Raw genomic sequence first — 22,990 nt, 5'->3', positions numbered from 1 at the left:
GGCTCTACCGGATTCCGGTTCAGAACCAGCGCTGGAACAGGTCCACCGTGTAACCCACCAGCTGCCCCGAACTGAAGCCGAAGAAGGCGATCGCCGCCAACGCGGCGATCCAGTTGAACAGCATCAGCGCGCCATCGCGTTCCAGCAGCGCCAGCGAGAACAGCAGCAGCTGGAAGCCGAACAGGAAATTGGTGAAGGGAATCGGCAACGACAGCAGCAGGCCCAGCAGCACCAGCAGCAGGCCGCTGAAGGCGTGGGCGGGGAGGGGCGTCAACAGCTGCGGCAGGCGTGGCCTCAGCATCCTGTCCAGGCGCCGCAGTGGGCGGTCGATGCGGTCCAGGAAACGGTGCATGGTGCCGCGCTTGGGTCCGCGGCGGGCAATGAAGCCGGGCAGCCACGGCCGGCGCAGGCAGAACAGCATCTGCAGGCCGATCAGGATCACCAGTGGGCCGCTGACCGCGCCACCCATGCCCGGGATCGGGATGAACGAGGGCAGGATCGCCACGAACAGGAACACGCCGAACGCGCTCTGCTGCAGGTTGCTCAGGATCTGGCCGAGCGGCATGTGCTCGGCGGGGTCGCCGGAAGCGAACATCTCCAGCAGGGTGCGGATGCCCTCGTTGCGGTAGGCCGGGCGCTCGGCGCCTGGACCCTGGCCGGCCTCAGGCGGTGAGCTCATCGGCCTGCTCGTCGGACAGCGTGCGCAGCAGCAGCTTGTCCACCCGCGCACCGTCCAGGTCGACCACTTCGAAGCGCCAGCCGGCCCAGTCGAAGTACTCGCCTGCGTGCGGGATGCGGCCGAAGTAGTGGATGCACATGCCGGCCAGGGTGTAGTAATCGCCGTCCTCGGCATCGGGCAGCTCGTTGCTGCCGATCAGCTCGCGCAGGTCTTCGATCGGCAGCGAGCCATCCACCAGCAGCGAGCCGTCCTCGCGGGTCACCACCAGCGCGTCTTCATCGGCATTCTCCACCGCCTGCAGGCGGCCGACCACGGCGCCCATCAAGTCGCTGATGGTCACCAGGCCCTGGATCTCGCCGTACTCGTCCACCACCAGCGCCATCGACTGCTGTTCCTCGCGGAAGATCTCCAGCAGCTTCATCGCGTGGGTCGATTCGGACACGTAAAGCGGTTCGCGCAGGGTCTGGAACAGCGCGTTGTCGCCGCGCGCCATGCGCGTGGCCAGCGATTTCAATTCAAGTACGCCGACCACGTCCATGTCGTTGTCGCGGTACACCGGGTACCGTGAGAACTCGTGCTCGGCCATGATTTCCAGGTTGCGCTCCAGCCCGGCCTGGGTGTCCAGCCAGGCAATGCGGTTGCGCGGGGTCATCAGGCTGTCGGCGGTGCGGTCGCCCAGGCGCATGACGCGGTTCATCATGTCACGCTCGTGGGCGTCGATCACACCGGCTTCGTGGCTCTCGGCCACCAGCATGCGGATCTCTTCCTCAGTCACCGAGGCGACTTCATCCTTGCCCAGGCCGAACAGGCGCAGCACCAGCTGGGTGGTCCTGGACAGGAGCCAGACGAAGGGCAGGGCCAGCTTGGCCAGCCAGCTCATCGGCATCGCGACCAGGCCGGCAATGGCCTCCGAGCGGGTCAGCGCCAGGCGCTTGGGCACCAGTTCGCCGAAGATCAGCGTGATGAAGGTGATCAGGCTGACGGCCAGCGCGGTACCGATGTTGCCCGCGTACGCAAACCCCGGCATCAGCCCCTGGATCCAGCCGGCGAAGGCCTCGCCCAGCGCCTCACCGCCGAGGTAGCCGGTCAGCACGCCGATCACGGTGATGCCGATCTGCACGGTGGACAGGAAGCTCTCCGGCTTCTCGGACAGCTCCAGCGCCTTGGCCGCGCGCTTGGAGGTGGCAGCCATCTGCTTCAGGCGGCTCTTGCGCGAGGTCATGACCGACATCTCGGACATGGCGAAGAAGCCGTTCAGCAGAACAAGCGCGAAGACAATCAGGATCATTTCAAACACGGGCGTCGTCCCCGGTTGGTGGCAGGGAGGGCGGGTGCTGGCGATGGCGGCAGGCGCTCAGGAACGGGATCCGGCGCGGCGCAGGGGGATAAGGGTCGTCGTCCATAAGGTGCGCCCGAAGGCGCGCTGGCATCTTAGCAAAGGGGCATGGCAGGGTGGCAACCGCCTGTTCAGGTTGGGGGTTCCAAGGCCTCGAAAGGGGGCGGGGATACCCGTGATGGTCATCTAGCCGTCATAATTCCATCTGGTGCCGTCCTTCCCGCGACGGCTGACAGGTTTCTCAATGTTCTCTCTGCAGACCATTTTCGGTTCCGGCAAACAGTTCTACACCCTGCTCGATGAGGCTGCCGTCGCGGCTTCCGACGCCGCCAAGGCGCTGCATTCCATGCTGCGCGAGGCCGACCGCCAGCCCGCGCTGGACGCCTTCAAGCTGGCCCGCCTGCGCGAACGCGCGGCCTCGGACAAGATCAGCCAGGCGCTGGTAGACAGCTTCATGACCCCGATCGAGCGCGAAGACATCGAAGCGCTGGGCTCGGCGCTGTACAAGATTCCCAAGCAGATCGAGAAGTTCGCCGACCGCTATTCGCTGGCCACGACGCACCTGGAGCACATCGACTTCGCGCCGCGCGCGGCGATGCTCGAACAGGCCGCCGGCGTGGTGGTGGAGATGGTGGCCGACCTGCGCCACATGAACCTGGACCGGATGACCGCGCTCAACGAGAAGCTGCGCTCGCTGGAGAACGAGGCCGACCGCCTGATGCTCGAGCTGTACCGCGACATCTATTCGGGCCGCCTGGACAACCTGCAGATGTTCCTGCTGAAGGAATTCTTCGAGATCCTGGAAAAGGCCATCGACCGCTGCCGCGAGGCTGGCGTGGTGGCGTACCAGATCGTGTTGAAGAACAGCTGACGGACGCCGCCGCATGTTGACCCTTGTCCTGGTGGTGATCCTGGCCGCGCTCGTCTTCGAGTTCATCAACGGCTTCCACGACACTGCCAACTCCATTGCCACCGTGGTGGCGACCAAGGTGCTCTCGCCCGGCTGGGCGGTGATGCTGGCCGCCTTCATGAACCTCATCGGTGCACTGACCGGTACCGCGGTGGCGCTGACCATCGCCTCGGGCCTGCTCAACACCAACGTGGTCGAGGTCACCCCGCAGGTGATCCTGTGCGCCCTGCTGGGCGGCATCATCTGGAACCTGATCACCTGGTGGAAGGGCCTGCCGTCCTCGTCCTCGCACGCCCTGATCGGTGGCCTCTGCGGCGCCGGCCTGGCTGCCGCCCACAACAACTGGGACGCGCTGATCTGGTCCGAGCGCCTGGGCAGCTGGGCGCAGAACAAGGGCCTGCTGTGGAAGGTGTTCGTGCCGATGATCACCTCGCCGATTGCCGGTTTCCTGCTCGGCATCGTGGTGATGGTGCTGCTGTGGGCGCTGATCGCCGGCCTGGCCAAGATCGGTGGTGCCATCGGCCGCCTGGCGCGTCCGCGCATCGTCAACGCCTTCTTCGGCAAGGCGCAGATCGCCTCGGCGGCCTACATGGGCTTCGCCCACGGCCACAACGACGCGCAGAAGACCATGGGCATCATCGCCATGACCCTGATCGGTGCCGAAGCCACCGGCGCATTGAACGACCTGCCGTCCTGGCTGGCCTTCATGCACCCGGACGCGCATGCCGGTGATGGCATCGCGATGTGGATCGTGCTGACCTGCGCGGTGGTGATGGCGGCCGGTACCGCTTCGGGCGGCTGGAAGATCATCAAGACCCTGGGCCACAAGATGGTCAAGCTGCACCCGATCCACGGCTTCGCCGCGGAGACCAGCTCGGCAACCATCCTGACCCTGGCGGCCCACTTCGGCATGCCGGTCTCGACCACGCACAGCATCTCCACCGCGATCATGGGCGTCGGCTTCGCCAAGAACCCGCGCTCGCTGAAGTTCGGCGTGATCGAGCGCATCGTCTGGGCCTGGATCCTGACCATCCCGGCGGCCGGTGGCTGTGCGTACCTGATCCTGAAGCTGTTCGAGCTGTTCGGCTGGACCTGATCGCCACGCCAAGGTTGCAAACGAAAAAGCCCGCCGTATCAGGCGGGCTTTTTCATGGGCAAGAATTTTCCGCACCCACCGTGTCGACCAAGGTCGACACCTGCCAGAGCAGAACCAGGGTCAGAGCCCGTTGCCAAGCAACGGGATCCGCCCCCGTGCCGACCAACGGTCGGCACCCACCAACAGCCCTCAGGAAGCCAGCTTTTGCAGTTGCCGTTGCCGTGGCTGTCAGCGGGTGCCGGGCCGCAGGCCCGGCCAAACCCCTTCAATTACGCTGGAACAACGCCTGTACATCCTTGCGGAACGCCGCCTGGCTGTCCGCCCGGCTGTAGAACATGTGCCCGCCCGGATAACTGCGCACCTGCACCCGGTCCGGATTGCTGCCCATCGTCGGCATCTGGTCCACGGTCAGGATCGAGCCCATGAACGGGCACGACAGGTCGTTCCAGCCATGCACGATCAGCACCTGCAGATGCGGGTCGATCGCCACCGCCTGGCGCAGCTGGGTCACCGCACCCTGGCGCAGTTCGCCATTGCGGTCCCACAGCCGGTTCACGTCGTAGTTCAGCGCCTGGTAGCGCGCATCTACTTTCCAGCCGACCACGCGCGTCACGAAGTCGACCATCGCCGTGGTGGTCGGCGCGATGATGCTGTCCAGCAGTGGATCGTTGGCGCGCTGCTCCGGATCATTCGGGAACGGATCGAACGCGGTCACGTTGGAGTCGTAGCGGCTGCCCAGCGTGCCCTTGTCGCGGAACACTTCACGCAGGTAGGCCTGGGTCTCCAGGCGCCCGCCAGCGCGGCGCACGAACTGCGGGTCCAGTCCGGTCAGCGCGGTGACCCGGCGCAGCATGGCTTCCGTAGCCTGCGGATCGCTGCGGCCCTTCATCAACGCGGTGGCGTAATCGCCACGGGTGTACTCCACCACCTCGCGCATCGCCGCATCGGTCAGCTTGCCCTGGCGCTCCAGGTGCGCCGCGGCGATCGACGGCAGCGTCTGCATCCACGCCATCGGCGAGACATCGGCGTTGTCTTCCAGGGTCGGGCTCAGGTAGGGCGAGACCAGCACCAGTCCGTTCATTGCCACGCCCAGCCGGGTCTGCAGGAAGTGGGTGATGCGCGGGCCGCGGTAGCCACCGTAGCTCTCGCCGGTCAGGTACTTGCGCGAGGCCATGCGCTGGTTGCGCAGCAGCCAGTCGTAGATCGAGCGCGACAGGTATTCGACGTCGGCACTGGGGTTGTAGAGCGCTTTCTTGGCTTCATCGTCGCCGATCCGCGCGCGGCTGAAGCCGGTACCGACCGGATCGATGAACACCAGATCGGTGAAGTCCAGCCAGGTGCCCGGGTTGTCGTGCAGGGTGGCCGGCGCCGATGCGCTGTCACCCTCGGAGCCGAAGGTCACCACCTTGGGCCCGATCGCGCCCATGTTGAGGTACACCGACGACGCACCGGGGCCGCCATTGAGCGCGAAGGTCACCGGCCGGTCCTTGCCCGGCATCGTGTAGGCGGTGAACACCACATCGGCGATCACCTTGCCCTTGGCATCGCGTACCGGCAGGGTGCCGACGGTGGCGGTGTAGTCCAGGGTGCGGCCGGCCAGGCGCATGCTCTGGCGGGCCGAGGCGTCGGCGGGCAGCGCAGGCGCTTCGGTCTTGTCGTCTTTCGGGTCGGGCTTGCCCTCGGCGTCGGACGCGGCCAGCACGCTGGCAGGGGCGATGAGCAGGCCGACGCAGAGCGCGGCAGTGTGCAGCAGGGACTTCATGGCACCGGTTCGGCAGCGGAAGGGGGTTCCGATGCTAGGCCGGTGGCGGGCCATGCCGTATGTGTCCAAAGGCATGGCCGTGCGTTGAGCCCGCTACTGGCCAGATTGGGTCAAGCGGGGAGGGTGGCTGCGGCGGCGTCGTCGGCCAGCAGGCCGTAGACGGCCGAGTCGGCCAGCTGCCCCTGGATGCGCCAGCGCTGGCGCAGCACCCCCTCGCGGTGGAAGCCCAGGCGTTCCAACACGTGCGCGGACGGCGCATTGCGCGGGTCGATCTCGGCTTCCACCCGATGCAGGTGCAGGGTGCGGAACAGGTAGGCCAGTACCTGTTGCAGGGCCTCGTGCATATAGCCCTGGCCCTGGCGATCGGGTGCCAGCAGGTAGCCGATCTCGGCGCGCGCCGCATCGCGGTCCACCGCGAATACCACGCAGATGCCCAGCAGCGGACCTTCCAGCGACTCGCGTACGGCCAGCTTCAGCTGGGTGCCGATGGCATGGGCGGCGAGGTCATCGTCGATCTGCTCGCGCGCTTCGGCCAGTCGCGTCCAGGCTGGATGGTTCCACCATCGCATGACATCCGGGTTGGACTGCAGCGTGAACAGCGCGGCGGCGTCGTCACGACGGATCGGGCTCAGGACCAGCCGTGCACTGTGCAGCGGCAGGCCGGGGAACAGCAGCGAGTGGCTGGCCAATACGATGGTCCACACGGGTGGACGCGCATTATGGCGCTGCCGGGTTTGCCGATGGGGGCGGATGGGGTCGGAGCGCATGGGGTCGGATCCGTTTCCTGACAGGAAACGGCTCTGACCCCACTGCCGCCAACCGGGTCAGAGCCCTTTCCTGCGGAAAGGGATCCGACCCCGCTCCGGATCAGACCTCCAGCGAGGCCAGATCGCCCTTCGACTCCAGCCAGCCCTTGCGGTCGGACGCGCGCTTCTTGGCCAGCAGCATGTCCATCAGCGAACGGGTCTGCTCGCCATCGTCCACGGTCAGCTGCACCAGGCGGCGCGTATCCGGATGGATGGTCGACTCGCGCAGCTGGTTCGGGTTCATCTCGCCCAGGCCCTTGAAGCGGGTGACGTTGACTGCGCCCTTGATCTTCTCGCGCTCGATCTTGTCCAGCATCGAACGCTTCTCTTCCTCATCCAGGGCGTAGAACACCTGCTTGCCCACGTCGATGCGGAACAGCGGCGGCATTGCCACGAACACGTGGCCGGCATCGACCAGCGCCGGGAAATGCCTGAGGAACAGCGCGGTCAGCAGGGTGGCGATATGCAGGCCGTCGGAGTCCGCGTCGGCCAGGATCACCACCTTGCCGTAGCGCAGGCCGGTGATGTCGTCCTTTCCGGGGTCGCAGCCGATGGCCACGGCCAGGTTGTGCACTTCTTCGGAGGCCAGCACGCTGTTGGACGACACTTCCCAGGTGTTGAGGATCTTGCCGCGCAGCGGCAGGATCGCCTGGAAATCCTTGTCGCGCGCCTGCTTGGCGCTGCCGCCTGCCGAGTCACCTTCCACCAGGAACAGCTCGGTGCGCGACAGGTCCTGGCTGATGCAGTCGGCCAGCTTGCCAGGCAGGGCCGGGCCCTGCGTGACCTTCTTGCGGACGACCAGCTTCTCGGTCTTCAGGCGCGCACTGGCGCGCTCGATGGCGATCTGCGCGATCTTCTCGCCCAGCTCCACGTTCTGGTTCAGCAACAGGCTGAACGCATCGTGCGCGGCGCCCTCTACAAAGCCGGCGGCCTGGCGCGAGGACAGGCGTTCCTTGGTCTGGCCGCTGAACTGCGGGTCGGTCATCTTCAGCGACAGCACGAACGACACCCGGTCCCACACGTCTTCCGGGGCCAGCTTGACGCCGCGTGGCAGCAGGTTGCGGAAGTCGCAGAACTCGCGCAGCGCCTCGGTCAGGCCGGTACGCAGGCCGTTGACGTGGGTGCCATGCTGGGCGGTCGGAATCAGGTTGACATAGCTTTCCTGGACCAGCTCACCTTCCGGCAGCCAGGCCACGGCCCAGTCCACCACCTCGGTGTCCTTCTTGAGGTTGCCGACGAACAGGTCGGCCGGCAGCGATTCGCGCTCGCCCAGTTCCAGCTTCAGGTAGTCGCGCAGGCCGTCTTCGTAGTACCAGGTATCGACTTCACCGGTGGCTTCGTCGGTCAGCTTGACGGTCAGGCCCGGGCACAGCACGGCCTTGGCGCGCAGCAGGTGCTTCAACGCGCGCACCGCGAACTTGGGCGTGTCGAAGTACTTCGGGTCCGGCCAGAAGCGCACGCGGGTACCGGTGTTCTTCTTGCCGACGGTGCCGACCACCTCCAGCGGCGTGGCGCGGTCGCCATTGCGGAAGGTGATGCGGTGTTCGGCACCTTCGCGCTTGATGTGCACCTCCACCAGGGTCGACAGCGCGTTGACCACGCTGACGCCGACGCCATGCAGGCCGCCGGAGAAGGTGTAGTTGTTGTTGCTGAACTTGCCGCCTGCATGCAGGCGGGTGAGGATCAGTTCGACGCCCGGGATCTTCTCTTCCGGATGGATGTCCACCGGCATGCCGCGGCCGTCATCGCTGACCTCCACGCTGCCGTCCTTGTACAGGGTGATCTCGATCGAGCGGGCATGGCCGGCGAGGGCCTCGTCCACCGAGTTGTCGATCACTTCCTGCGCCAGGTGGTTCGGGCGCGCGGTGTCGGTATACATGCCGGGACGGCGCTTGACCGGGTCAAGGCCGGACAGGACTTCAATATCGGCGGCGTTATAGCGGGCGTTCATCTATCTTCTAAAGCGCGGAGCGACGCGCAAGTGTGCGGTCTGGACGGCGATTTTGCACGCCTGCGGTTCAGCCTCGGCGCCGGGGAGGGGGTAAAATGGCAGCCGCTGGAATCTGAACGCCGGCGGCCCCATCGGGTCGAAACATCCAAGCCATACCGCGAGGAGGACCTCATGAAGAAGTTGCTGACCGTTGCAATCCTGGCCGCTGCCGCCGTTGCAGTGCCGCTGGTGGTGGCGCAGAACGCGGGCCAGCCGGCCCCGCAGCAGGGTGACCAGGCCGACAAGGCGCAGGCCGAGGCCGATGCCAAGGCCAAGCGTCGTGCCCAGGCCAATGCCGAAATGAAGGCGCAGGGCCAGCCGGCCCCGCAGAAGGAAGAAGAGGAAGAAGCGCGCAAGAAGCGCTGATCCCGCAACCTGCCAAGCGCCCTTGCGACAAGGGGTGCGCAACGGAACGCCCCGCTCAGCGGGGCGTTTCTTTTTAGGAACGTGGCGTCTGCCCCTTGGGTTGGCGGCCATCAATCTGTAAACTATGGCTTTCCGGGAGTAAGTGCGTGTCCACCCTTTGCGAATGGGCTGGAGCGGCCAAGCGTGGCTTCCAGCATGGCGGGTCGCAGGTGACGGTCGATTTGGCCGGCACGGCCGCCCCGACCTCGCACGATGGTCCCCGTCCGGCGCCTGCCGCCGCACGGATCCGCACCTCCCTCGCTGTCCCAGCGAACCGGAAAACCCCCTCCGAGCACCATGCCCGCCCTCCGGGTGCGCGTGGTGTTGCCGTGTTCCATTTCCAGACAGGATGCTTGCAGCCATGACTCCCTTGATTTTCGTAACCGGCGGCGTGGTGTCCTCGCTCGGCAAAGGCATTGCCGCCGCGTCGCTGGCCGCCATTCTCGAAGCCCGGGGCCTGAAGGTCACGATGATGAAGCTCGACCCTTACATCAACGTCGACCCGGGCACCATGAGCCCGTTCCAGCACGGTGAGGTGTATGTCACCGATGACGGCGCCGAGACCGACCTCGACCTGGGCCACTACGAGCGCTTCGTGCGCACCCGCCTGAGCCGCAAGAACTCGGTCACCACCGGCCGCATCTACGAGAACGTGATCCGCAAGGAGCGCCGCGGCGACTACCTGGGCGCGACCGTGCAGGTCATTCCGCACATCACCGACGAGATCCGCCGCTGCATCGACGAAGCCACCGAAGGCTACGACATGGCGCTGGTCGAGATCGGTGGCACCGTCGGCGACATCGAGTCGCTGCCGTTCCTGGAAGCGATCCGCCAGGTGCGCACCGAGCGTGGCCCGGAGAAGGCGCTGTTCATGCACCTCACCCTGGTGCCGTACATCGGCGCCGCCGGTGAGCTGAAGACCAAGCCGACCCAGCATTCGGTGAAGGAACTGCGTTCGATCGGCATCCAGCCGGACGTGCTGCTGTGCCGTTCCGAGCAGGCCGTGCCGGATTCGGAGCGCCGCAAGATCGCCCAGTTCACCAACGTCTCCGAGCGCGCAGTGATCAGCGTGCCGGACGTGGACGTGCTGTATCGCATTCCGTCGGGCCTGCACGCGCAGGGCCTGGACGAGATCGTGGTCAACCAGCTGAAGCTGGCCGACAAGGCCGGTCCGGTCGATCTGTCGATGTGGGAGGACGCAGTCGATGCGACCCTGCATCCGCTGGATGAAGTGACCATCGCCGTGGTCGGCAAGTACGTGGATCACCAGGATGCCTACAAGTCGGTCGGCGAAGCACTGAAGCACGGCGGCCTGCGCCAGCGCACCAAGGTCAACCTGAAGTGGCTGGAAGCACAGGATCTGGAAGGCACCGACATGGCCGCACTGGCCGATGTCGACGGCATCCTGGTGCCGGGTGGCTTCGGTGACCGTGGTTTCGAAGGCAAGGTGCTGACCTCGAAGTTCGCCCGCGAGCAGCACGTGCCGTACTTCGGCATCTGCTACGGCATGCAGGCGGCCGTCGTCGATTACGCGCGCAACGTGGTCGGCCTGGAAGGCGCCAACAGCACCGAGAACGACCGCCAGTCGCCGAACCCGGTGATCGGCCTGATCACCGAATGGCGCACCGCCACCGGCGATGTCGAGAAGCGTGACGACAAGAGCGACCTCGGCGGCACCATGCGCCTGGGCCTGCAGGAACAGCGCCTGAAGCCGGGCACGCTGGCCCGTGAGCTGTACGGCAAGGACGTCGTCGCCGAGCGCCACCGCCACCGCTACGAGTTCAACAACCGTTACCGCACCCAGCTGGAAGATGCCGGCCTGGTGATTGCCGGCAAGTCGATGGACGACACCCTGGTGGAAGTGGTCGAACTGCCGCGCGACGCGCATCCGTGGTTCCTGGCCTGCCAGGCGCACCCGGAATTCCTGTCCACGCCGCGTGACGGCCACCCGCTGTTCATCGGTTTCATCCGTGCCGCGCGCGAGCGCAAGGCCGGCGGCAAGCTGCTTTCCGAAGCGCGCGCCTGACTTGTGAATGGGGGCTTCGGCCCCCATCCTGCATGCTTCAACCCCCAGCGCACCGGCCCGGCCGGTGCTGCGGACAACAAGGAAACGCCATGAAACTGTGTGGATTCGAGGTCGGGCTGGACCAGCCCCTGTTCCTGATCGCCGGCCCCTGCGTGATCGAGTCGATGCAGCTGCAGCTCGATACCGCCGGCAAGCTGAAGGAAGTCACCGACAAGCTCGGCGTCAACTTCATCTTCAAGTCCAGCTTCGACAAGGCCAACCGCACCTCGGGCACCGCGTTCCGCGGCCCGGGCATGGAAGAGGGCCTGAAGGTCCTGGCCGAGGTCAGGAAGCAGATCGGCGTGCCGGTGCTGACCGACGTCCATGAGTACACCCCGATGGACGAAGTGGCCTCGGTGGTGGATGTGCTGCAGACCCCGGCGTTCCTGGTCCGCCAGACCGACTTCATCCGCAAGGTGTGCTCGGCCGGCAAGCCGGTCAACATCAAGAAGGGCCAGTTCCTGGCGCCCTGGGACATGAAGCCGGTCGTGGAGAAGGCCAAGGCCACCGGCAACGAGCAGATCATGGTCTGCGAGCGCGGTGCCAGCTTCGGCTACAACAACCTGGTCAGCGACATGCGCTCGCTGGCGGTGATGCGCGATACCGGTTGCCCGGTGGTGTTCGATGCCACCCACTCGGTGCAGTTGCCGGGCGGGCAGGGCACCAGTTCCGGTGGCCAGCGTGAGCACGTGCCGGTGCTGGCCCGTGCTGCCGTCGCGGTGGGCATCTCCGGCCTGTTCGCCGAGACCCATCCGGATCCGTCCAAGGCCCTGTCCGATGGCCCCAACGCGTGGCCGCTGGACCAGATGGAAGCGCTGCTCGAGACCCTGATGGAGCTCGACGCGGTGACCAAGAAGCACGGCTTCTCGCGCTTCGCGTGAGTCGTGACCCGAGGGTGGCGCTGGAAGCCCAGCGTCATCGCCGGCACTGGAAACAGTGGCCCTGGGGCCTGATCGCACTGGGCCTGGCCGTGCTGTTCACCGTGGGCATGTTTGGCCTGGTGCTGATCGGTGCGGCGTCGGTGCGCCCCCCGGGTGATGGCAGCAGCGCGCTTGATCTGCGTGCGTATTTCATTGCGCTGCTGGTCGCGGAGCTGCTCGGTGCCGCGGGCTGCCTCGCGGCCGCGGTGCTGGCCTGGCGGCTGAATCGCGGCAAGGTGGCGGCTGGCTTTGCGATCATCCTGCTTTCGCTGTGGCTCGGCGCCCTGTTCTACGGATTGCTTTGATGAATACGAGCACGTCGGCGCGCGGCTGGCCCTGGGGCCTGGTCGCGCTGGGGCTGTCCGTGCTCGCCTGGGCGTCCCTGCTGCTGGGAGTAATGGCCTTTGCGGCCAGCTTCGGCTCGCCGGGTGACGGAAACCATGGCATCCAGGCCATGCAGTACTGGATCGTGGCCGCGCTGGTCGCGCTGGGTGTGTCTTTCGTCGGCAGCCTGGTGGCGATGGTGCTCGCCTGGCGACGCCGTCGTGGACCCGTCGCGGCGGCGGTGGCCGGTGCGTTGCTGGTGATGCTGGTGTCGCTGGCCCTGATCGTGATCGGGTCCAGCTGGGGCTGATGCCGCCCAGGCCATTTGGCAAGTGGCGGGCAGCCGGGGATAATCACGCGGCATTCGTTTTGTCGCCCCCTCTCCAGACAGGTAACCGGCCCGACCATGAGTACGATCCGCAGCATCCACGCCCGTGAAATCCTTGACAGCCGTGGCAACCCCACGCTGGAAGCCGAAGTCATCCTGGAGGACGGTTCGTTCGGTCGTGCCGCGGTTCCCTCGGGCGCCTCGACCGGCACCAAGGAAGCGGTCGAGCTGCGTGACGGTGACAAGACCCGTTATCTGGGCAAGGGCGTGCGCAAGGCCGTCGACAACGTCAACACCACGATTGCCGCCGCGCTGAAGGGCTTTGAGGCTACCGACCAGGCCGGCCTCGACCGTCGCCTGATCGATCTGGACGGCACCGAGAACAAGGGCCGCCTGGGTGCCAACGCGCTGCTGGGTGTTTCGATGGCCGCCGCGCATGCCGCCGCTGCATCGAACAAGCAGGCACTGTGGCAGTACTTGGCCGCCAGGACCGGCGTGACCCCGGCGCTGCCGGTGCCGATGATGAACATCATCAATGGCGGCGCGCATGCCGACAACAACGTCGACTTCCAGGAGTTCATGGTGCTGCCGGTCGGCTTCACCTCGTTCTCCGAAGCGCTGCGTGCCGGTACCGAAATCTTCCATTCGCTGAAGTCGGTGCTGAAGGGCCACGGCCTGAGCACCGCGGTCGGCGACGAAGGTGGCTTCGCGCCGGACTTCCGCAGCAACGTCGAAGCGCTGGACACCATTCTCGAAGCGATCGGCAAGGCGGGCTACACCGCCGGTGAAGACGTGCTGCTGGGCCTGGACGTGGCCTCCAGCGAGTTCTTCGAGAACGGCAAGTACAACCTGGTCGGCGAGAACAAGCGCCTGACCTCCGAGCAGTTCGTCGACTTCCTCGCCGACTGGGCCGCGCAGTACCCGATCATCACGATTGAAGATGGCCTGGCCGAGAACGACTGGGCCGGCTGGAAGCTGCTGACCGACCGCATCGGCAAGAAGGTGCAGCTGGTTGGCGACGACCTGTTCGTGACCAACCCGAAGATCTTCCAGGAAGGCATCGACTCGGGCACTGCCAATGCGATCCTGATCAAGGTCAACCAGATCGGCACCCTCAGCGAAACCCTGGAAGCGATCGCCATGGCCGATCGTGCCGGCTACGCCGCCGTGGTCTCGCACCGTTCGGGCGAAACCGAAGACACCACCATCGCCGACATCGCAGTGGCCACCACCGCCACCCAGATCAAGACCGGTTCGCTGTGCCGCAGCGATCGCGTGGCCAAGTACAACCAGCTGCTGCGCATCGAGGAAGCCCTCGGCGCCGGCGCGCGTTACGCCGGTCGTGACGCGTTCGTTTCGCTGAAGCGCTGAGCCGATGCGCGACTGGCGCTGGATGCTGCTGGTGCTGGCCCTGTTGCTGGGCTGGCTGCAGTACCGCTTCTGGTTTGGTCCGGGCAATTCGGGTGAAGTGATGATGCTCGAAGCCCAGGTCGCCAACCAGGAGCGGGACAATGAGGGCCTGCAGCAGCGCAATGATGCGCTCGCTGCGGAAGTGAAGGACCTCAAGGAAGGCCAGTCCGCCATCGAGGAACGCGCGCGCAGCGAGCTGGGCATGATCAAGCCCGGCGAGAAGTTCTATCGCGTGGTCGAGGATGCGCCGGTGCACCCGGCGCAGCCTGCGGCAGGTGTCAGTGCGCAGGTTGGCGACCACCCGGCGGACGTGCCATGAGTGCGGCGATCTGGGTCGTGGTTCCGGCTGCTGGCCGTGGCACCCGCTTTGGCGCGCCGTTGCCCAAGCAGTACCTGCAGGCAGGGGGGCAGATCCTGCTTGCCCATACCCTGGACGCCCTGCTGGCGCACCCGGCCGTGGCCGGGGCGATGGTGGTGATCGGCCCGGACGATGCCGACTGGCCGGGCTGGAACGAGTGGGCGGGCAAGCCGGTGCTGACCTGCATCGGTGGCGCGACCCGTGCCGCTTCGGTGCTGGCTGGCCTGCAGGCGCTGCCGGAGACGGTGCGCGCTGATGAATTCGTGCTGGTCCACGATGCCGCGCGGCCGAACCTGTCCCTGGTCGATCTCGGCCGCCTGCTTGAAGTCGGTCGTGCCGATCCGGTCGGGGCGATCCTGGCCGCACCGGTGCGTGACACCCTCAAGCGTGCGGGCGACGACGGTGGCATCGATGGCACCGAGCCGCGCGAGCGGCTGTGGCGCGCACTGACACCACAACTGTTCCGCCGCCACCAGCTCAGCCGCGCGCTGTCCGAAGCCGCCGCCGCCGGTGTTGAAGTCACCGATGAGGCCATGGCCATGGAGCGCCAGGGCCAGCGCCCGCTGCTGGTCGAGGGCAGCGAGGACAACTTCAAGGTCACCACCCCGGCCGATCTGGACCGGTTCGAATTCGTACTTTCCCGCCGCGCCGGCTGACCGTCCGCGCGGCCCTGCAGCAAGGGTTGCATCCATGAGCACCGCACCGTTCCCGCCCGTCCGCATCGGCCAGGGCTACGACGTCCATGCCTTCGGTGAAGGCGACCACATCATGCTTGGCGGAGTGAACGTGCCGCACAGCTGCGGCGTGCTCGCACACAGCGACGGCGACGTGATCCTGCATGCCCTGTGCGATGCCATGCTCGGCGCGCTGGCGCTGGGCGACATCGGCCAGCATTTCCCGCCCAGTGACGACCGCTGGAAGGGGGCCGACAGCAGCGAGTTCGTGCGCCACTGCGACAGCCTGCTGCGTGAGCGCGGCTGGCGCGTCGGCAACACCGACATCACCGTGATCTGCGAGCGGCCGAAGGTTGGCCCGCATGCGCTGGCGATGCGTGAGCGCATCGGCGGCCTGCTGCAGTTGCCGCTGGATGCGGTCAGCGTCAAGGCCACCACCTCGGAAAAGCTGGGCTTCACCGGCCGTGGTGAAGGCATCGCCGCGCAGGCGGTCGTGTTGCTGGTGGCGGCATGATCCCGCTGCCGTTGGCGTTTGGTGCGCCGTTGTTGACGGCGCGCATCCGCACCACGCCGGACGATTTCCAGGTGGATGAACTGCCGGCGTTCGAGGCGAGCGGTGAAGGCGAGCATCTGCTGCTGCACATCCGCAAGCGCGGCGCCAACACCGTGCATGTGGCCAAGGTGCTGGCAAAATGGGCGGGCCTGCCGGAAATGGCGGTGAGCTACGCCGGGATGAAAGACCGCCACGCGGTCACCACCCAGCGTTTCAGCGTGCACCTGCCCAAGCGCATTGCGCCGGACCTGGCCGAGTTGGCCAGTGACGAAATCGAAGTCATCGAGGCAACCTGGCACAACCGCAAGCTGCAGCGCGGCGCACTGGCCGGCAACCGCTTCAAGCTGGTGCTGCGCGAGGTGCAGGGCGATCCCGCCGCGATCAGCGAGCGCCTGCAGCAGATTGCCGCGCGCGGCCTGCCGAACTGGTTTGGTGAACAGCGTTTCGGCCGCGACGGTGGCAACGTGCCGGCTGCACTGGCGATGTTCGGTGGCCGCCGCATGCGCAAGGACCAGCGTTCGCTGCTGCTCTCTGCAGCCCGTTCGGCGCTGTTCAACCGCGTGCTGGCCGCGCGCGTGGAGCAGGGCAGCTGGGACCAGCCGCTCGATGGCGAAGTCTGGATGCTCGATGGCAGTCGCAGCGTGTTCGGCCCCGAGCCGTACACGGATGTGCTGGCCGAGCGGCTGGCGCGTTTCGACATCCATCCCAGCGCGCCGTTGTGGGGCGAAGGCGAGCTGCGCAGTGCCGACGCGGCACGTGAGCTGGAGCTGGCCGCGCTGGACGACGACGAGTCGAAAGCACTGCGGGCCGGCCTGGAAGACGCGCGCCTGAAGCAGGAGCGCCGCGCGTTGCGCCTGCGTCCGGCGCTGCTGCAGCACCAGTGGCTGGCCAACGACGTGCTGGAACTGTCGTTCGCGTTGCCGCCAGGCTGCTACGCCACCGCCGTGCTGCACGAACTCGGCCCCGTCGAAGACGCCTCGCAGGCCTGACATAAAAAAAGGGGACGGAGGGAATTAAGTCGTTTGTGGCACAAACGACTTAATTCCCTCCGTCCCCTTTTCAACGCCGCGCCAGCAGCACCAGTACCGCGCCGGTGCCGCCTTGTCCGGTCGGTGCCGAATGGAATGCCAGCACGTCGTTGCGCAGCCGCAGCAGGCGATCGACCAGGTTCTTCAGCACCGGTGCGCCGCCATCGGACTGCAGTCCCTTGCCGTGGATGATGCGCACGCAGCCGTACTCGTGTGCATGCGCTTCCAGCAGGAACTGGCGCAGCAGGGCTTCGGCCTGTGCGGCGGTGGCGCCGTGCAGATCCAGTTCGTCCTGCACCGAGTACTGGCCGCGCTTGAGGCGCTGGAACAGGCGTGGTGGCAGGTTGTCGCGGCGATAGCTGGCCACGTCGCCGGCTTCCAGTGGCGCACTGTCGCGCAGCAGCCGGGCGAACTCGCCGGCCGCTTCGGCCTCGTCACGTTCGGCCATGCGCGCACGCGGTTTCGGCCGGGGCGCGGCAGGTGCCGGCTCGGCATCCTTGCGCAGCGGCTTCACTTCGCCGATGGCCGCACGGAACAAGGCGGCCGGATCTTCGTCATCAGGGTGCGACATGCGCACAGGGTAAACCGCCGGCGCAGGTCTGCCTATGACGGTTCGATGTCGGCCGTGACCGCTGACAGGGTAGGACCGGCGGCCCGCATGCGGCACAATAGACGATGCCCTTGCAGGGTCGACCGCTTCCGCAGGGGAGCGCGACGGTCCCGCCCACACTGCACGGTGATGGAATCGAATTCTTGGAAAATCAAGCGGTTAAATCGAAGATGCGAATCCTGGTCAGCAATGACGATGGTGTCGACGCCGCAGGCATCCGGATGCTTGCCGCGGTCCTGCGCGAGGCCGGTCACGAAGTCACGGTGGTTGCGCCCGACCGCGATCGCTCCGGCGCCAGCAACTCGCTGACCCTGGACCTGCCGATCCGGCTCAAGCGCATCGACCATTACACCGTTTCGGTGGCCGGTACACCCACCGACTGCGTGCACCTGGCGCTGACCGGCCTGCTTGAATTCGAGCCTGACATTGTCGTGTCCGGCATCAACAACGCCGCCAATCTCGGCGACGACGTGATCTATTCCGGCACCGTCTCGGCGGCGATGGAAGGTCGCTTCCTCGGCCTGCCGGCGGTGGCGGTCTCGCTGGTCAGCCGCAACCACGATCCGAAGCACTTCGAGACCGCCGCGCGTGCTGCGGTGGAGATTGTCGCCCGGCTCAAGGCCGATCCGCTGCCGGCCGACACCATCCTCAACGTCAACGTGCCGGACCTGCCGTGGAGCGAGGTCAAGGGCTTCGAGGTCACCCGCCTCGGCAACCGCCATCGTGCCGAAGGCTGCATCGCGCAGAAGGATCCGCGCGGCAACGAGGTGTACTGGATCGGCCCTGCCGGCCGTGAGCAGGATTCCGGTCCCGGTACCGATTTCCACGCGGTGCGCACCGGCCACATCTCGATCACCCCGATCCAGGTCGACCTCACCCGCTACCAGGCGCTGGAGAAGGTCGCCAGCTGGGTCGGCGGCCTCAGCGCCGCGCTGGACCAGCCGGCATGAGCCCACGCCTGCGATTGCAGCCGGAAGCCGTCGGTATCGGCATGACCTCGCAGCGCGTGCGTGACCGCCTGGTCGACCGCCTGCGCGAAGCCGGCATCGTCGACGAGCCGACCTTGAACGCGATCCGGGTGGTGCCGCGCCATCTGTTCATCGATGAAGCCCTGGCCTCGCGTGCCTATGAAGACACCGCGCTGCCGATCGGCCATGGCCAGACCATCTCGCAGCCCTGGGTGGTTGCGCGGATGACCGAGGCAGTGCTCCAGGTCGCGCCGAAGCGGGTGCTGGAAGTCGGTACCGGTTCCGGTTACCAGGCCGCCATCCTTGGCGCGTTGGGCCTGGAGGTCTACACCGTGGAGCGCATTGGTGATCTGCTGCGCCAGGCCCGCAAGCGCTTCCGTGCGCTGGGCATGAACATCCGCACCAAGCACGACGACGGCCGCGTCGGCTGGGCCGAGCACGGCCCGTTCGATGCCATCGTGGTCACTGCGGCGGCGCCGGCACTGGTCGACGCCCTGATCGAGCAGCTGGCCGAAGGCGGCCGCCTGGTGGCGCCGGTCGGTGGCCCTGGGGCGCAGTCGCTGGTACAGCTGGACCGCAAGGCCGACGGCAGCATCGAACAACACGTGCTGGCGCCGGTCACGTTCGTGCCGCTGCTGTCTGGCATGCTCGACTAATCCACGGAGCAGGGTTGCATGAAGATTTTCGGGCCGCTGTACGAGCGGGCGATGAAGTGGGCGGCGCACGAACGCGCGCCGACCTATCTGACGGTGTTGAGCTTCTTCGAGGCGATCATCTTCCCGGTGATGCCGGAGGTGATGCTGGCGCCGATGTGCGTGGCCCAGCCCAAGCGCGGCTGGTGGTTTGCCACCCTCAGCCTGGCCGGCTCGATGGTCGGTGCGCTGGTCGGCTACGCGCTGGGTCACTACGCTTTCGAGGCGATCAAGCCGCTGTTTGAAGTGCTGGGCATGCTGCCGGCGATCGAGCAGGGCATCACCACCGTGCAGGCGAAGATGGCCGAATCGCCGTGGGCGGTGTTCACCTTCCTGGTGCTGGGCGGCTTCATGCCCATCCCGATGAAGGTCTTCACGTGGGCATCGGGTATCGTCGGCGTACCGATGCCGCAGTACCTGTTGAGCATGCTGATCGGTCGCGGCAAGCGCGTGTTCGTGCTGGCTGCGGTCATCCGTATCGGTGGTGCGCGTGCTGAAGCGGCACTGCGTCGCTGGATTGAACCGCTGGGCTGGATCGCCACCGCGTTGGTGGTGGTGCTGATCGCCTGGCTTGTATGGAGGTCGAAGTTCGCATGAGTCCTGATCGTCTGAGCAAGGGAGTGCGCATCGGCGCGCTGGCGTTGCTGGTTTCCACCCTGGCCGCCTGCGGCACCGCCACTGTGGTTCGTCCTGGTGGTGGCAGCACCGGTGGTGGCGTGACCACGCCGAAGACCTCGGTGCCCAAGCCCGGGCAGACCGTGGTGGTGCGCAAGGGCGACACCATCTATGCGCTGGCCCGCATCCATGACATTACCCCGGCCGACCTGATTGCCTGGAACAGCCTGGACAACCCCTCGACCATCCATCCGGGGCAGGTGATCCGGCTGTATCCGGCCGGTGCCAGCGGCGGCCGCGCGCCGACCACGGTGGTCACCGCGCCGCGCTCGGGTGGCAGCAGCGCCGGCAGCACGGCGCCAACTCCGGCGCCGGCCGGTCCGGTGAAGAGCAACATCGCTTGGCGCTGGCCGGCCGATGGCGCGATCGTCGGCCGCTACGTTGCCGGCGATGCGACCAAGCAGGGCGTGGACATCGCCGGTACCAGCGGCCAGCCGGTCAAGGCCACCGCCAACGGTGTGGTGGTGTACTCCGGCGCCGGCCTGGTCGGCTACGGCGAGCTGATCATCATCAAGCACAGCGACCAGTGGCTGTCGGCCTATGGCCACAACCGCAAGCGCCTGGTGAATGAGGGGCAGAGCGTGAAGGCCGGTGAGCAGATCGCCGAGATGGGCCGCACCGGTGCGAACCGCGACATGGTCCACTTCGAGATCCGCTACAACGGCAAGCCGGTCGACCCGCAGCAATACCTGCCGGCGCGCTGATCGTCGATTCATAATCCGGGCGGATCCCCGGCCCGGCGCAGCGCGCCGGGCGTTCGCCGACGGTGCGGCCCATGGGCCGCAAACACCGCCGGCTCACCCGCTACAACGGCAAGCCGGTCGACCCGCAGCAGTACCTGCCGGCGCGCTGATCGTCGATTCATAATCCGGGCGGATCCCCGGCCCGGCGCAGCGCGCCGGGCGTTCGCCGACGGTGCGGCCCATGGGCCGCAAACACCGCCGGCTCACCCGCTACAACGGCAAGCCGGTCGACCCGCAGCAGTACCTGCCGGCGCGCTGATCGTCGATTCATAATCCGGGCGGATCCCCGGCCCGGCGCAGCGCGCCGGGCGTTTGCCGACGGCGCGGCCCATGGGCCGCAAACACCGCCGGCTCACCCGCTACAACGGCAAGCCGGTCGACCCGCAGCAATACCTGCCGGCGCGCTGATCGTCGATTCATAATCCGGGCGGATCCCCGGCCCGGCGCAGCGCGCCGGGCGTTCGCCGACGGTGCGGCCCATGGGCCGCAAACACCGCCGGCTCACCCGCTACAACGGCAAGCCGGTCGACCCGCAGCAGTACCTGCCGGCGCGTTGAGGCAGTGGGATCGGGTGGCGCCGGGCAATGCTCGGCGTTCCCGACCTGTAGCGTCGAGCCGTGCTCGACTCACTGTACGCTGGCCGCCGTGGGTGGCCGTTTGCGACCTTGAGTGGCACATCTCAAGCTTCCCGACAAGCCAGGGAAGCGGCATGCTTCAACGGAACCAGCCTCCCGATCCGGTGCCGCATGTCTCGCCCAACAGCCCTTTTCGCGCTGCTCATCGTCGCGCCGTTGGCGACCGCCGCCAGCGATCCACGTGACGTGGTCACCCGCCTCTACGACGCCATCCAGGCGCCGCAGTCGAACGAAACGGCGATTGCTCCGCTGCTGGGTGATGCCCTCCGCTCAGCCATCGATGCGCAGCGTGCATATGAACAGGCCTGCACCGCACTGGCCGCGCCCGACGAGAAGCCGCACATGCTCGACCAGAGCCCGTATCTGTTGGCGCCGGACCGGCCGGAGACGATAACGGTGGGAGCGCCAGGATCGAGCGGTGACGCCACCTGGGTCCATGTCGACATGGCCGTGGGCGACTATCGCTGGACCGACCGGGTCCTGCTGCAGCGGCAGGGCCCGGACTGGAAGGTCATGGATATCCGCTGGGGGCAGGGTGGCAACCTGATCGGTCGGCTGCAGGCGTTCTCCGCGTTCCGCTGCACACCTTCGGGCAGCTAGTGCCCGGGCGCACCCGGCGGCTCGAACTCAGCCTTCCAGGATGAAGGCGGCCGCGACCTTGCGGCCTTCGCCGGCCAGAATGTTGAAGGTGCGCGCGGCGGCCGGATTGTTCATCACCTCCAGGCCGATGCCACGCGACAGACAGGCGGCCATCACCACCGCGGGCGGGAATACCTGACGGTCTCCCGTGCCGAGCACGATCAGCGCCGGATTCAGCGCCAGGATCGGCTCCAGGTCCGCCAACTGCAGCGCGGCGGCACTTGCCACCGGCCAGTGCGTGACCAGTTGGTCCGGGGTGAGGAAGAAACTGCCGCCCAGCACCTGGTCATTCACCTTGGCCGAGCGGCCATCTGCGGCACGCAGGCTGTAGGCGTAATCCGGCGGTTCGTGGTTCAGCTGCATGACGGTAGGACGATCAGCCGCGCGGCAGCACGATCTGGCGCTGTTCCTTGCTCGGGCGGTACAGCACCGCGACGTGGCCGATGCGCTGCACCAGCGCGCTTTCGGTGGCTTCGACGATCTCGCCGATCATCACATCACGGGCGTCGCGATCCTCTGCGGCGACCTTCACCTTGACCAGTTCGTGGCGCTCCAGCACTTCGTTCAGCTCCGCGATGAAGGCTGGGGTCACACCCTTGCCGCCGGTCTGCAGCAGGGCCTTCAGGTCGTGGGCTTGGCCGCGCAGGAAACGGGTCTGGGAGGCGGTCAGGGCGATGGACATGCAGGAAAACACGGTTGAATGGGACGATCAGGGTATCATGAGGACCCCATCAGCCCCTATTTTCAATGGCTACCCGCAGCAAAAGCAGCCAGCGCTGGCTCAAGGAACACTTCTCCGACCCCTTCGTGAAGAAGGCGCAGGCCGAGGGCATGCGCTCGCGCGCCGCCTACAAGCTCGAGGAGCTGCTCGAACGTGACCGCCTGCTGAAGCCGCACATGGTGGTGGTCGACCTTGGCGCGGCCCCCGGTGGCTGGTCTCAGCAGGTCCGGAGACAGATCGGCGACACCGGTCGCGTGCTGGCGCTGGACATCCTGGACATGCCGCCGCTGGCCGGCGTGGAGTTCCTTCATGGTGACTTCAGGGAAGAAGCCGTCCTATCGCAGTTTGAAGCCATGCTCGGGGATCAGCCGGTAGACCTTGTGCTGTCGGACATGGCCCCCAATAAGAGTGGTGTAGGCGCGGTCGACCAGCCGCGGATGATGCACCTGGCGGAGCTGGCCCTGGATTTTGCCGACAACCACCTGAAGACCGGTGGGGCGTTCCTGATCAAGCTGTTCCAAGGTGAGGGCTTTGACGACTACGTGCGCGACATGCGCCGCCGTTACGACAAGGTCTCCATCCGCAAGCCGGAGGCGTCGCGCAAGCGCTCTCCCGAGGTGTATGCCTTGGGTCAGGGAAAACGCGCCCACATGAAGTAAGCTC

26 protein-coding genes are annotated in these 22,990 nt (G+C 66.8%); 18 read left to right on the top strand and 8 right to left on the bottom strand.

The window, feature by feature from the left end:
• Positions 1-19 precede the first annotated feature (19 nt).
• Both ACUVWL_RS09770 and ACUVWL_RS09765 read right to left on the bottom strand, forming a co-directional pair.
• Complete coding sequence (locus tag ACUVWL_RS09770; protein WP_014646689.1) at positions 20-679, bottom strand: exopolysaccharide biosynthesis protein; 660 nt, start codon at positions 677-679, stop codon at positions 20-22.
• Positions 663-1,967: a hemolysin family protein gene (locus ACUVWL_RS09765; protein WP_041863295.1), complete on the bottom strand. Its 1,305-nt coding sequence runs from the start codon at positions 1,965-1,967 to the stop codon at positions 663-665. The genes ACUVWL_RS09770 and ACUVWL_RS09765 overlap by 17 nt, the downstream gene beginning before the upstream one ends.
• A gap of 292 nt (positions 1,968-2,259) precedes the next feature.
• On the opposite strand from ACUVWL_RS09765, the gene ACUVWL_RS09760 reads away from it, so the two are divergent.
• Together ACUVWL_RS09760 and ACUVWL_RS09755 are read left to right on the top strand one after the other, a co-directional pair.
• Entirely contained in the window at positions 2,260-2,886 is a 627-nt protein-coding gene (locus tag ACUVWL_RS09760; RefSeq protein WP_004152833.1) for a DUF47 domain-containing protein, read from the top strand.
• 13 nt (positions 2,887-2,899) lie between these two features.
• A complete protein-coding gene (locus tag ACUVWL_RS09755; protein ID WP_014646691.1) occupies positions 2,900-4,021 on the top strand; it encodes an inorganic phosphate transporter in 1,122 nt (373 codons plus the stop codon).
• Positions 4,022-4,286: 265 nt separating this feature from the next.
• Here ACUVWL_RS09755 and ACUVWL_RS09750 read toward each other — a convergent pair whose 3' ends face one another.
• From ACUVWL_RS09750 to parE, 3 genes are all read right to left on the bottom strand, one after another.
• The gene (locus ACUVWL_RS09750; protein ID WP_046429900.1) at positions 4,287-5,783 is read right to left on the bottom strand and encodes a S10 family peptidase; all 1,497 of its coding nucleotides are present in this window, start codon (positions 5,781-5,783) and stop codon (positions 4,287-4,289) included.
• Between the two features lie 110 nt (positions 5,784-5,893).
• Complete coding sequence (locus ACUVWL_RS09745; RefSeq protein ID WP_111205705.1) at positions 5,894-6,472, bottom strand: GNAT family N-acetyltransferase; 579 nt, start codon at positions 6,470-6,472, stop codon at positions 5,894-5,896.
• A 178-nt stretch (positions 6,473-6,650) separates the two neighbouring features.
• Positions 6,651-8,540, bottom strand: a complete 1,890-nt coding sequence (gene parE, locus ACUVWL_RS09740; RefSeq protein WP_032959196.1) for a DNA topoisomerase IV subunit B — start codon at positions 8,538-8,540, stop codon at positions 6,651-6,653.
• Positions 8,541-8,711: 171 nt separating this feature from the next.
• On the opposite strand from parE, the gene ACUVWL_RS09735 reads away from it, so the two are divergent.
• The 10 genes from ACUVWL_RS09735 to truD all read left to right on the top strand — a co-directional run bounded on the left by ACUVWL_RS09735 (position 8,712) and on the right by truD (position 16,605).
• Positions 8,712-8,945 (top strand): hypothetical protein, encoded by a 234-nt coding sequence (locus ACUVWL_RS09735; RefSeq protein ID WP_014646695.1) that lies wholly within the window; start codon positions 8,712-8,714, stop codon positions 8,943-8,945.
• A gap of 400 nt (positions 8,946-9,345) precedes the next feature.
• Positions 9,346-11,010, top strand: a complete 1,665-nt coding sequence (locus ACUVWL_RS09730) for a CTP synthase (RefSeq protein WP_445979129.1) — start codon at positions 9,346-9,348, stop codon at positions 11,008-11,010.
• An 89-nt stretch (positions 11,011-11,099) separates the two neighbouring features.
• A complete protein-coding gene (kdsA, locus tag ACUVWL_RS09725; protein WP_005408999.1) occupies positions 11,100-11,930 on the top strand; it encodes a 3-deoxy-8-phosphooctulonate synthase in 831 nt (276 codons plus the stop codon).
• On the top strand, positions 11,927-12,274 hold the full coding sequence (locus tag ACUVWL_RS09720; protein ID WP_032959194.1) for a hypothetical protein: 348 nt from the start codon (positions 11,927-11,929) through the stop codon (positions 12,272-12,274). Before kdsA ends, ACUVWL_RS09720 begins: the two co-directional genes overlap by 4 nt.
• On the top strand, positions 12,274-12,603 hold the full coding sequence (locus tag ACUVWL_RS09715; protein ID WP_049442298.1) for a hypothetical protein: 330 nt from the start codon (positions 12,274-12,276) through the stop codon (positions 12,601-12,603). The genes ACUVWL_RS09720 and ACUVWL_RS09715 overlap by 1 nt, the downstream gene beginning before the upstream one ends.
• A 96-nt stretch (positions 12,604-12,699) precedes the next feature.
• Complete coding sequence (gene eno, locus ACUVWL_RS09710; RefSeq protein ID WP_014646700.1) at positions 12,700-13,992, top strand: phosphopyruvate hydratase; 1,293 nt, start codon at positions 12,700-12,702, stop codon at positions 13,990-13,992.
• Between the two features lie 4 nt (positions 13,993-13,996).
• Positions 13,997-14,350, top strand: coding sequence for a cell division protein FtsB (ftsB, locus tag ACUVWL_RS09705; protein WP_005412924.1), 354 nt, complete (start codon positions 13,997-13,999; stop codon positions 14,348-14,350).
• The gene (gene ispD / locus ACUVWL_RS09700; RefSeq protein ID WP_049405812.1) at positions 14,347-15,045 is read left to right on the top strand and encodes a 2-C-methyl-D-erythritol 4-phosphate cytidylyltransferase; all 699 of its coding nucleotides are present in this window, start codon (positions 14,347-14,349) and stop codon (positions 15,043-15,045) included. Before ftsB ends, ispD begins: the two co-directional genes overlap by 4 nt.
• A 34-nt stretch (positions 15,046-15,079) precedes the next feature.
• Positions 15,080-15,577: a 2-C-methyl-D-erythritol 2,4-cyclodiphosphate synthase gene (gene ispF, locus ACUVWL_RS09695; RefSeq protein WP_014646702.1), complete on the top strand. Its 498-nt coding sequence runs from the start codon at positions 15,080-15,082 to the stop codon at positions 15,575-15,577.
• The gene (gene truD / locus ACUVWL_RS09690) at positions 15,574-16,605 is read left to right on the top strand and encodes a tRNA pseudouridine(13) synthase TruD (RefSeq protein WP_445979128.1); all 1,032 of its coding nucleotides are present in this window, start codon (positions 15,574-15,576) and stop codon (positions 16,603-16,605) included. The genes ispF and truD overlap by 4 nt, the downstream gene beginning before the upstream one ends.
• 70 nt (positions 16,606-16,675) lie before the next feature.
• Here the strand turns inward: truD and ACUVWL_RS09685 are convergent, their stop codons facing one another.
• Positions 16,676-17,215 carry a Smr/MutS family protein gene (locus tag ACUVWL_RS09685; protein ID WP_032959185.1) on the bottom strand — a complete coding sequence of 180 codons (540 nt, stop codon included), beginning with the start codon at positions 17,213-17,215 and terminating at the stop codon, positions 16,676-16,678.
• Positions 17,216-17,424: 209 nt separating this feature from the next.
• On the opposite strand from ACUVWL_RS09685, the gene surE reads away from it, so the two are divergent.
• The 5 genes from surE (at position 17,425) to ACUVWL_RS09660 (ending at position 21,567) form a co-directional block, all read left to right on the top strand.
• Positions 17,425-18,204, top strand: a complete 780-nt coding sequence (gene surE, locus ACUVWL_RS09680; protein ID WP_032959183.1) for a 5'/3'-nucleotidase SurE — start codon at positions 17,425-17,427, stop codon at positions 18,202-18,204.
• A complete protein-coding gene (locus ACUVWL_RS09675; RefSeq protein ID WP_010485977.1) occupies positions 18,201-18,878 on the top strand; it encodes a protein-L-isoaspartate(D-aspartate) O-methyltransferase in 678 nt (225 codons plus the stop codon). Before surE ends, ACUVWL_RS09675 begins: the two co-directional genes overlap by 4 nt.
• 18 nt (positions 18,879-18,896) lie before the next feature.
• Complete coding sequence (locus tag ACUVWL_RS09670; RefSeq protein WP_014646707.1) at positions 18,897-19,511, top strand: YqaA family protein; 615 nt, start codon at positions 18,897-18,899, stop codon at positions 19,509-19,511.
• Positions 19,508-20,293 carry a peptidoglycan DD-metalloendopeptidase family protein gene (locus ACUVWL_RS09665; protein ID WP_032959180.1) on the top strand — a complete coding sequence of 262 codons (786 nt, stop codon included), beginning with the start codon at positions 19,508-19,510 and terminating at the stop codon, positions 20,291-20,293. Before ACUVWL_RS09670 ends, ACUVWL_RS09665 begins: the two co-directional genes overlap by 4 nt.
• Before the next feature lie 785 nt (positions 20,294-21,078).
• Complete coding sequence (locus ACUVWL_RS09660) at positions 21,079-21,567, top strand: hypothetical protein (RefSeq protein ID WP_046429909.1); 489 nt, start codon at positions 21,079-21,081, stop codon at positions 21,565-21,567.
• A 27-nt stretch (positions 21,568-21,594) separates the two neighbouring features.
• Here ACUVWL_RS09660 and ACUVWL_RS09655 read toward each other — a convergent pair whose 3' ends face one another.
• Complete coding sequence (locus ACUVWL_RS09655) at positions 21,595-21,969, bottom strand: Mth938-like domain-containing protein (RefSeq protein ID WP_014646710.1); 375 nt, start codon at positions 21,967-21,969, stop codon at positions 21,595-21,597.
• A gap of 13 nt (positions 21,970-21,982) precedes the next feature.
• Positions 21,983-22,288, bottom strand: a complete 306-nt coding sequence (gene yhbY / locus ACUVWL_RS09650; protein WP_004152868.1) for a ribosome assembly RNA-binding protein YhbY — start codon at positions 22,286-22,288, stop codon at positions 21,983-21,985.
• Between the two features lie 65 nt (positions 22,289-22,353).
• Here yhbY and rlmE point away from each other — a divergent pair, with 65 nt between their 5' ends.
• Positions 22,354-22,986: a 23S rRNA (uridine(2552)-2'-O)-methyltransferase RlmE gene (gene rlmE, locus ACUVWL_RS09645; RefSeq protein ID WP_005409014.1), complete on the top strand. Its 633-nt coding sequence runs from the start codon at positions 22,354-22,356 to the stop codon at positions 22,984-22,986.
• The last annotated feature ends 4 nt before the right edge of the window (positions 22,987-22,990 follow it).

It is taken from the genome of Stenotrophomonas muris, from assembly GCF_052751275.1.
This window is presented reverse-complemented; position numbering and strand designations above follow the sequence as displayed.

Excerpts from the sequence above, each read along its gene's own strand:
- ACUVWL_RS09770 (WP_014646689.1), bottom strand. The coding sequence starts at position 679 with ATGAGCTCACCGCCTGAGGCCGGCCAGGGTCCAGGCGCCGAGCGCCCG.
- ACUVWL_RS09765 (WP_041863295.1), bottom strand. The coding sequence starts at position 1,967 with ATGATCCTGATTGTCTTCGCGCTTGTTCTGCTGAACGGCTTCTTCGCC.
- ACUVWL_RS09760 (WP_004152833.1), top strand. The coding sequence starts at position 2,260 with ATGTTCTCTCTGCAGACCATTTTCGGTTCCGGCAAACAGTTCTACACC.
- ACUVWL_RS09755 (WP_014646691.1), top strand. The coding sequence starts at position 2,900 with ATGTTGACCCTTGTCCTGGTGGTGATCCTGGCCGCGCTCGTCTTCGAG.
- ACUVWL_RS09750 (WP_046429900.1), bottom strand. The coding sequence starts at position 5,783 with ATGAAGTCCCTGCTGCACACTGCCGCGCTCTGCGTCGGCCTGCTCATC.
- parE (WP_032959196.1), bottom strand. The coding sequence starts at position 8,540 with ATGAACGCCCGCTATAACGCCGCCGATATTGAAGTCCTGTCCGGCCTT.
- ACUVWL_RS09735 (WP_014646695.1), top strand. The coding sequence starts at position 8,712 with ATGAAGAAGTTGCTGACCGTTGCAATCCTGGCCGCTGCCGCCGTTGCA.
- ACUVWL_RS09730 (WP_445979129.1), top strand. The coding sequence starts at position 9,346 with ATGACTCCCTTGATTTTCGTAACCGGCGGCGTGGTGTCCTCGCTCGGC.
- kdsA (WP_005408999.1), top strand. The coding sequence starts at position 11,100 with ATGAAACTGTGTGGATTCGAGGTCGGGCTGGACCAGCCCCTGTTCCTG.
- ACUVWL_RS09715 (WP_049442298.1), top strand. The coding sequence starts at position 12,274 with ATGAATACGAGCACGTCGGCGCGCGGCTGGCCCTGGGGCCTGGTCGCG.
- eno (WP_014646700.1), top strand. The coding sequence starts at position 12,700 with ATGAGTACGATCCGCAGCATCCACGCCCGTGAAATCCTTGACAGCCGT.
- ftsB (WP_005412924.1), top strand. The coding sequence starts at position 13,997 with ATGCGCGACTGGCGCTGGATGCTGCTGGTGCTGGCCCTGTTGCTGGGC.
- ispD (WP_049405812.1), top strand. The coding sequence starts at position 14,347 with ATGAGTGCGGCGATCTGGGTCGTGGTTCCGGCTGCTGGCCGTGGCACC.
- ispF (WP_014646702.1), top strand. The coding sequence starts at position 15,080 with ATGAGCACCGCACCGTTCCCGCCCGTCCGCATCGGCCAGGGCTACGAC.
- truD (WP_445979128.1), top strand. The coding sequence starts at position 15,574 with ATGATCCCGCTGCCGTTGGCGTTTGGTGCGCCGTTGTTGACGGCGCGC.
- ACUVWL_RS09685 (WP_032959185.1), bottom strand. The coding sequence starts at position 17,215 with ATGTCGCACCCTGATGACGAAGATCCGGCCGCCTTGTTCCGTGCGGCC.
- surE (WP_032959183.1), top strand. The coding sequence starts at position 17,425 with ATGCGAATCCTGGTCAGCAATGACGATGGTGTCGACGCCGCAGGCATC.
- ACUVWL_RS09675 (WP_010485977.1), top strand. The coding sequence starts at position 18,201 with ATGAGCCCACGCCTGCGATTGCAGCCGGAAGCCGTCGGTATCGGCATG.
- ACUVWL_RS09670 (WP_014646707.1), top strand. The coding sequence starts at position 18,897 with ATGAAGATTTTCGGGCCGCTGTACGAGCGGGCGATGAAGTGGGCGGCG.
- ACUVWL_RS09665 (WP_032959180.1), top strand. The coding sequence starts at position 19,508 with ATGAGTCCTGATCGTCTGAGCAAGGGAGTGCGCATCGGCGCGCTGGCG.
- ACUVWL_RS09660 (WP_046429909.1), top strand. The coding sequence starts at position 21,079 with ATGTCTCGCCCAACAGCCCTTTTCGCGCTGCTCATCGTCGCGCCGTTG.
- ACUVWL_RS09655 (WP_014646710.1), bottom strand. The coding sequence starts at position 21,969 with ATGCAGCTGAACCACGAACCGCCGGATTACGCCTACAGCCTGCGTGCC.
- yhbY (WP_004152868.1), bottom strand. The coding sequence starts at position 22,288 with ATGTCCATCGCCCTGACCGCCTCCCAGACCCGTTTCCTGCGCGGCCAA.
- rlmE (WP_005409014.1), top strand. The coding sequence starts at position 22,354 with ATGGCTACCCGCAGCAAAAGCAGCCAGCGCTGGCTCAAGGAACACTTC.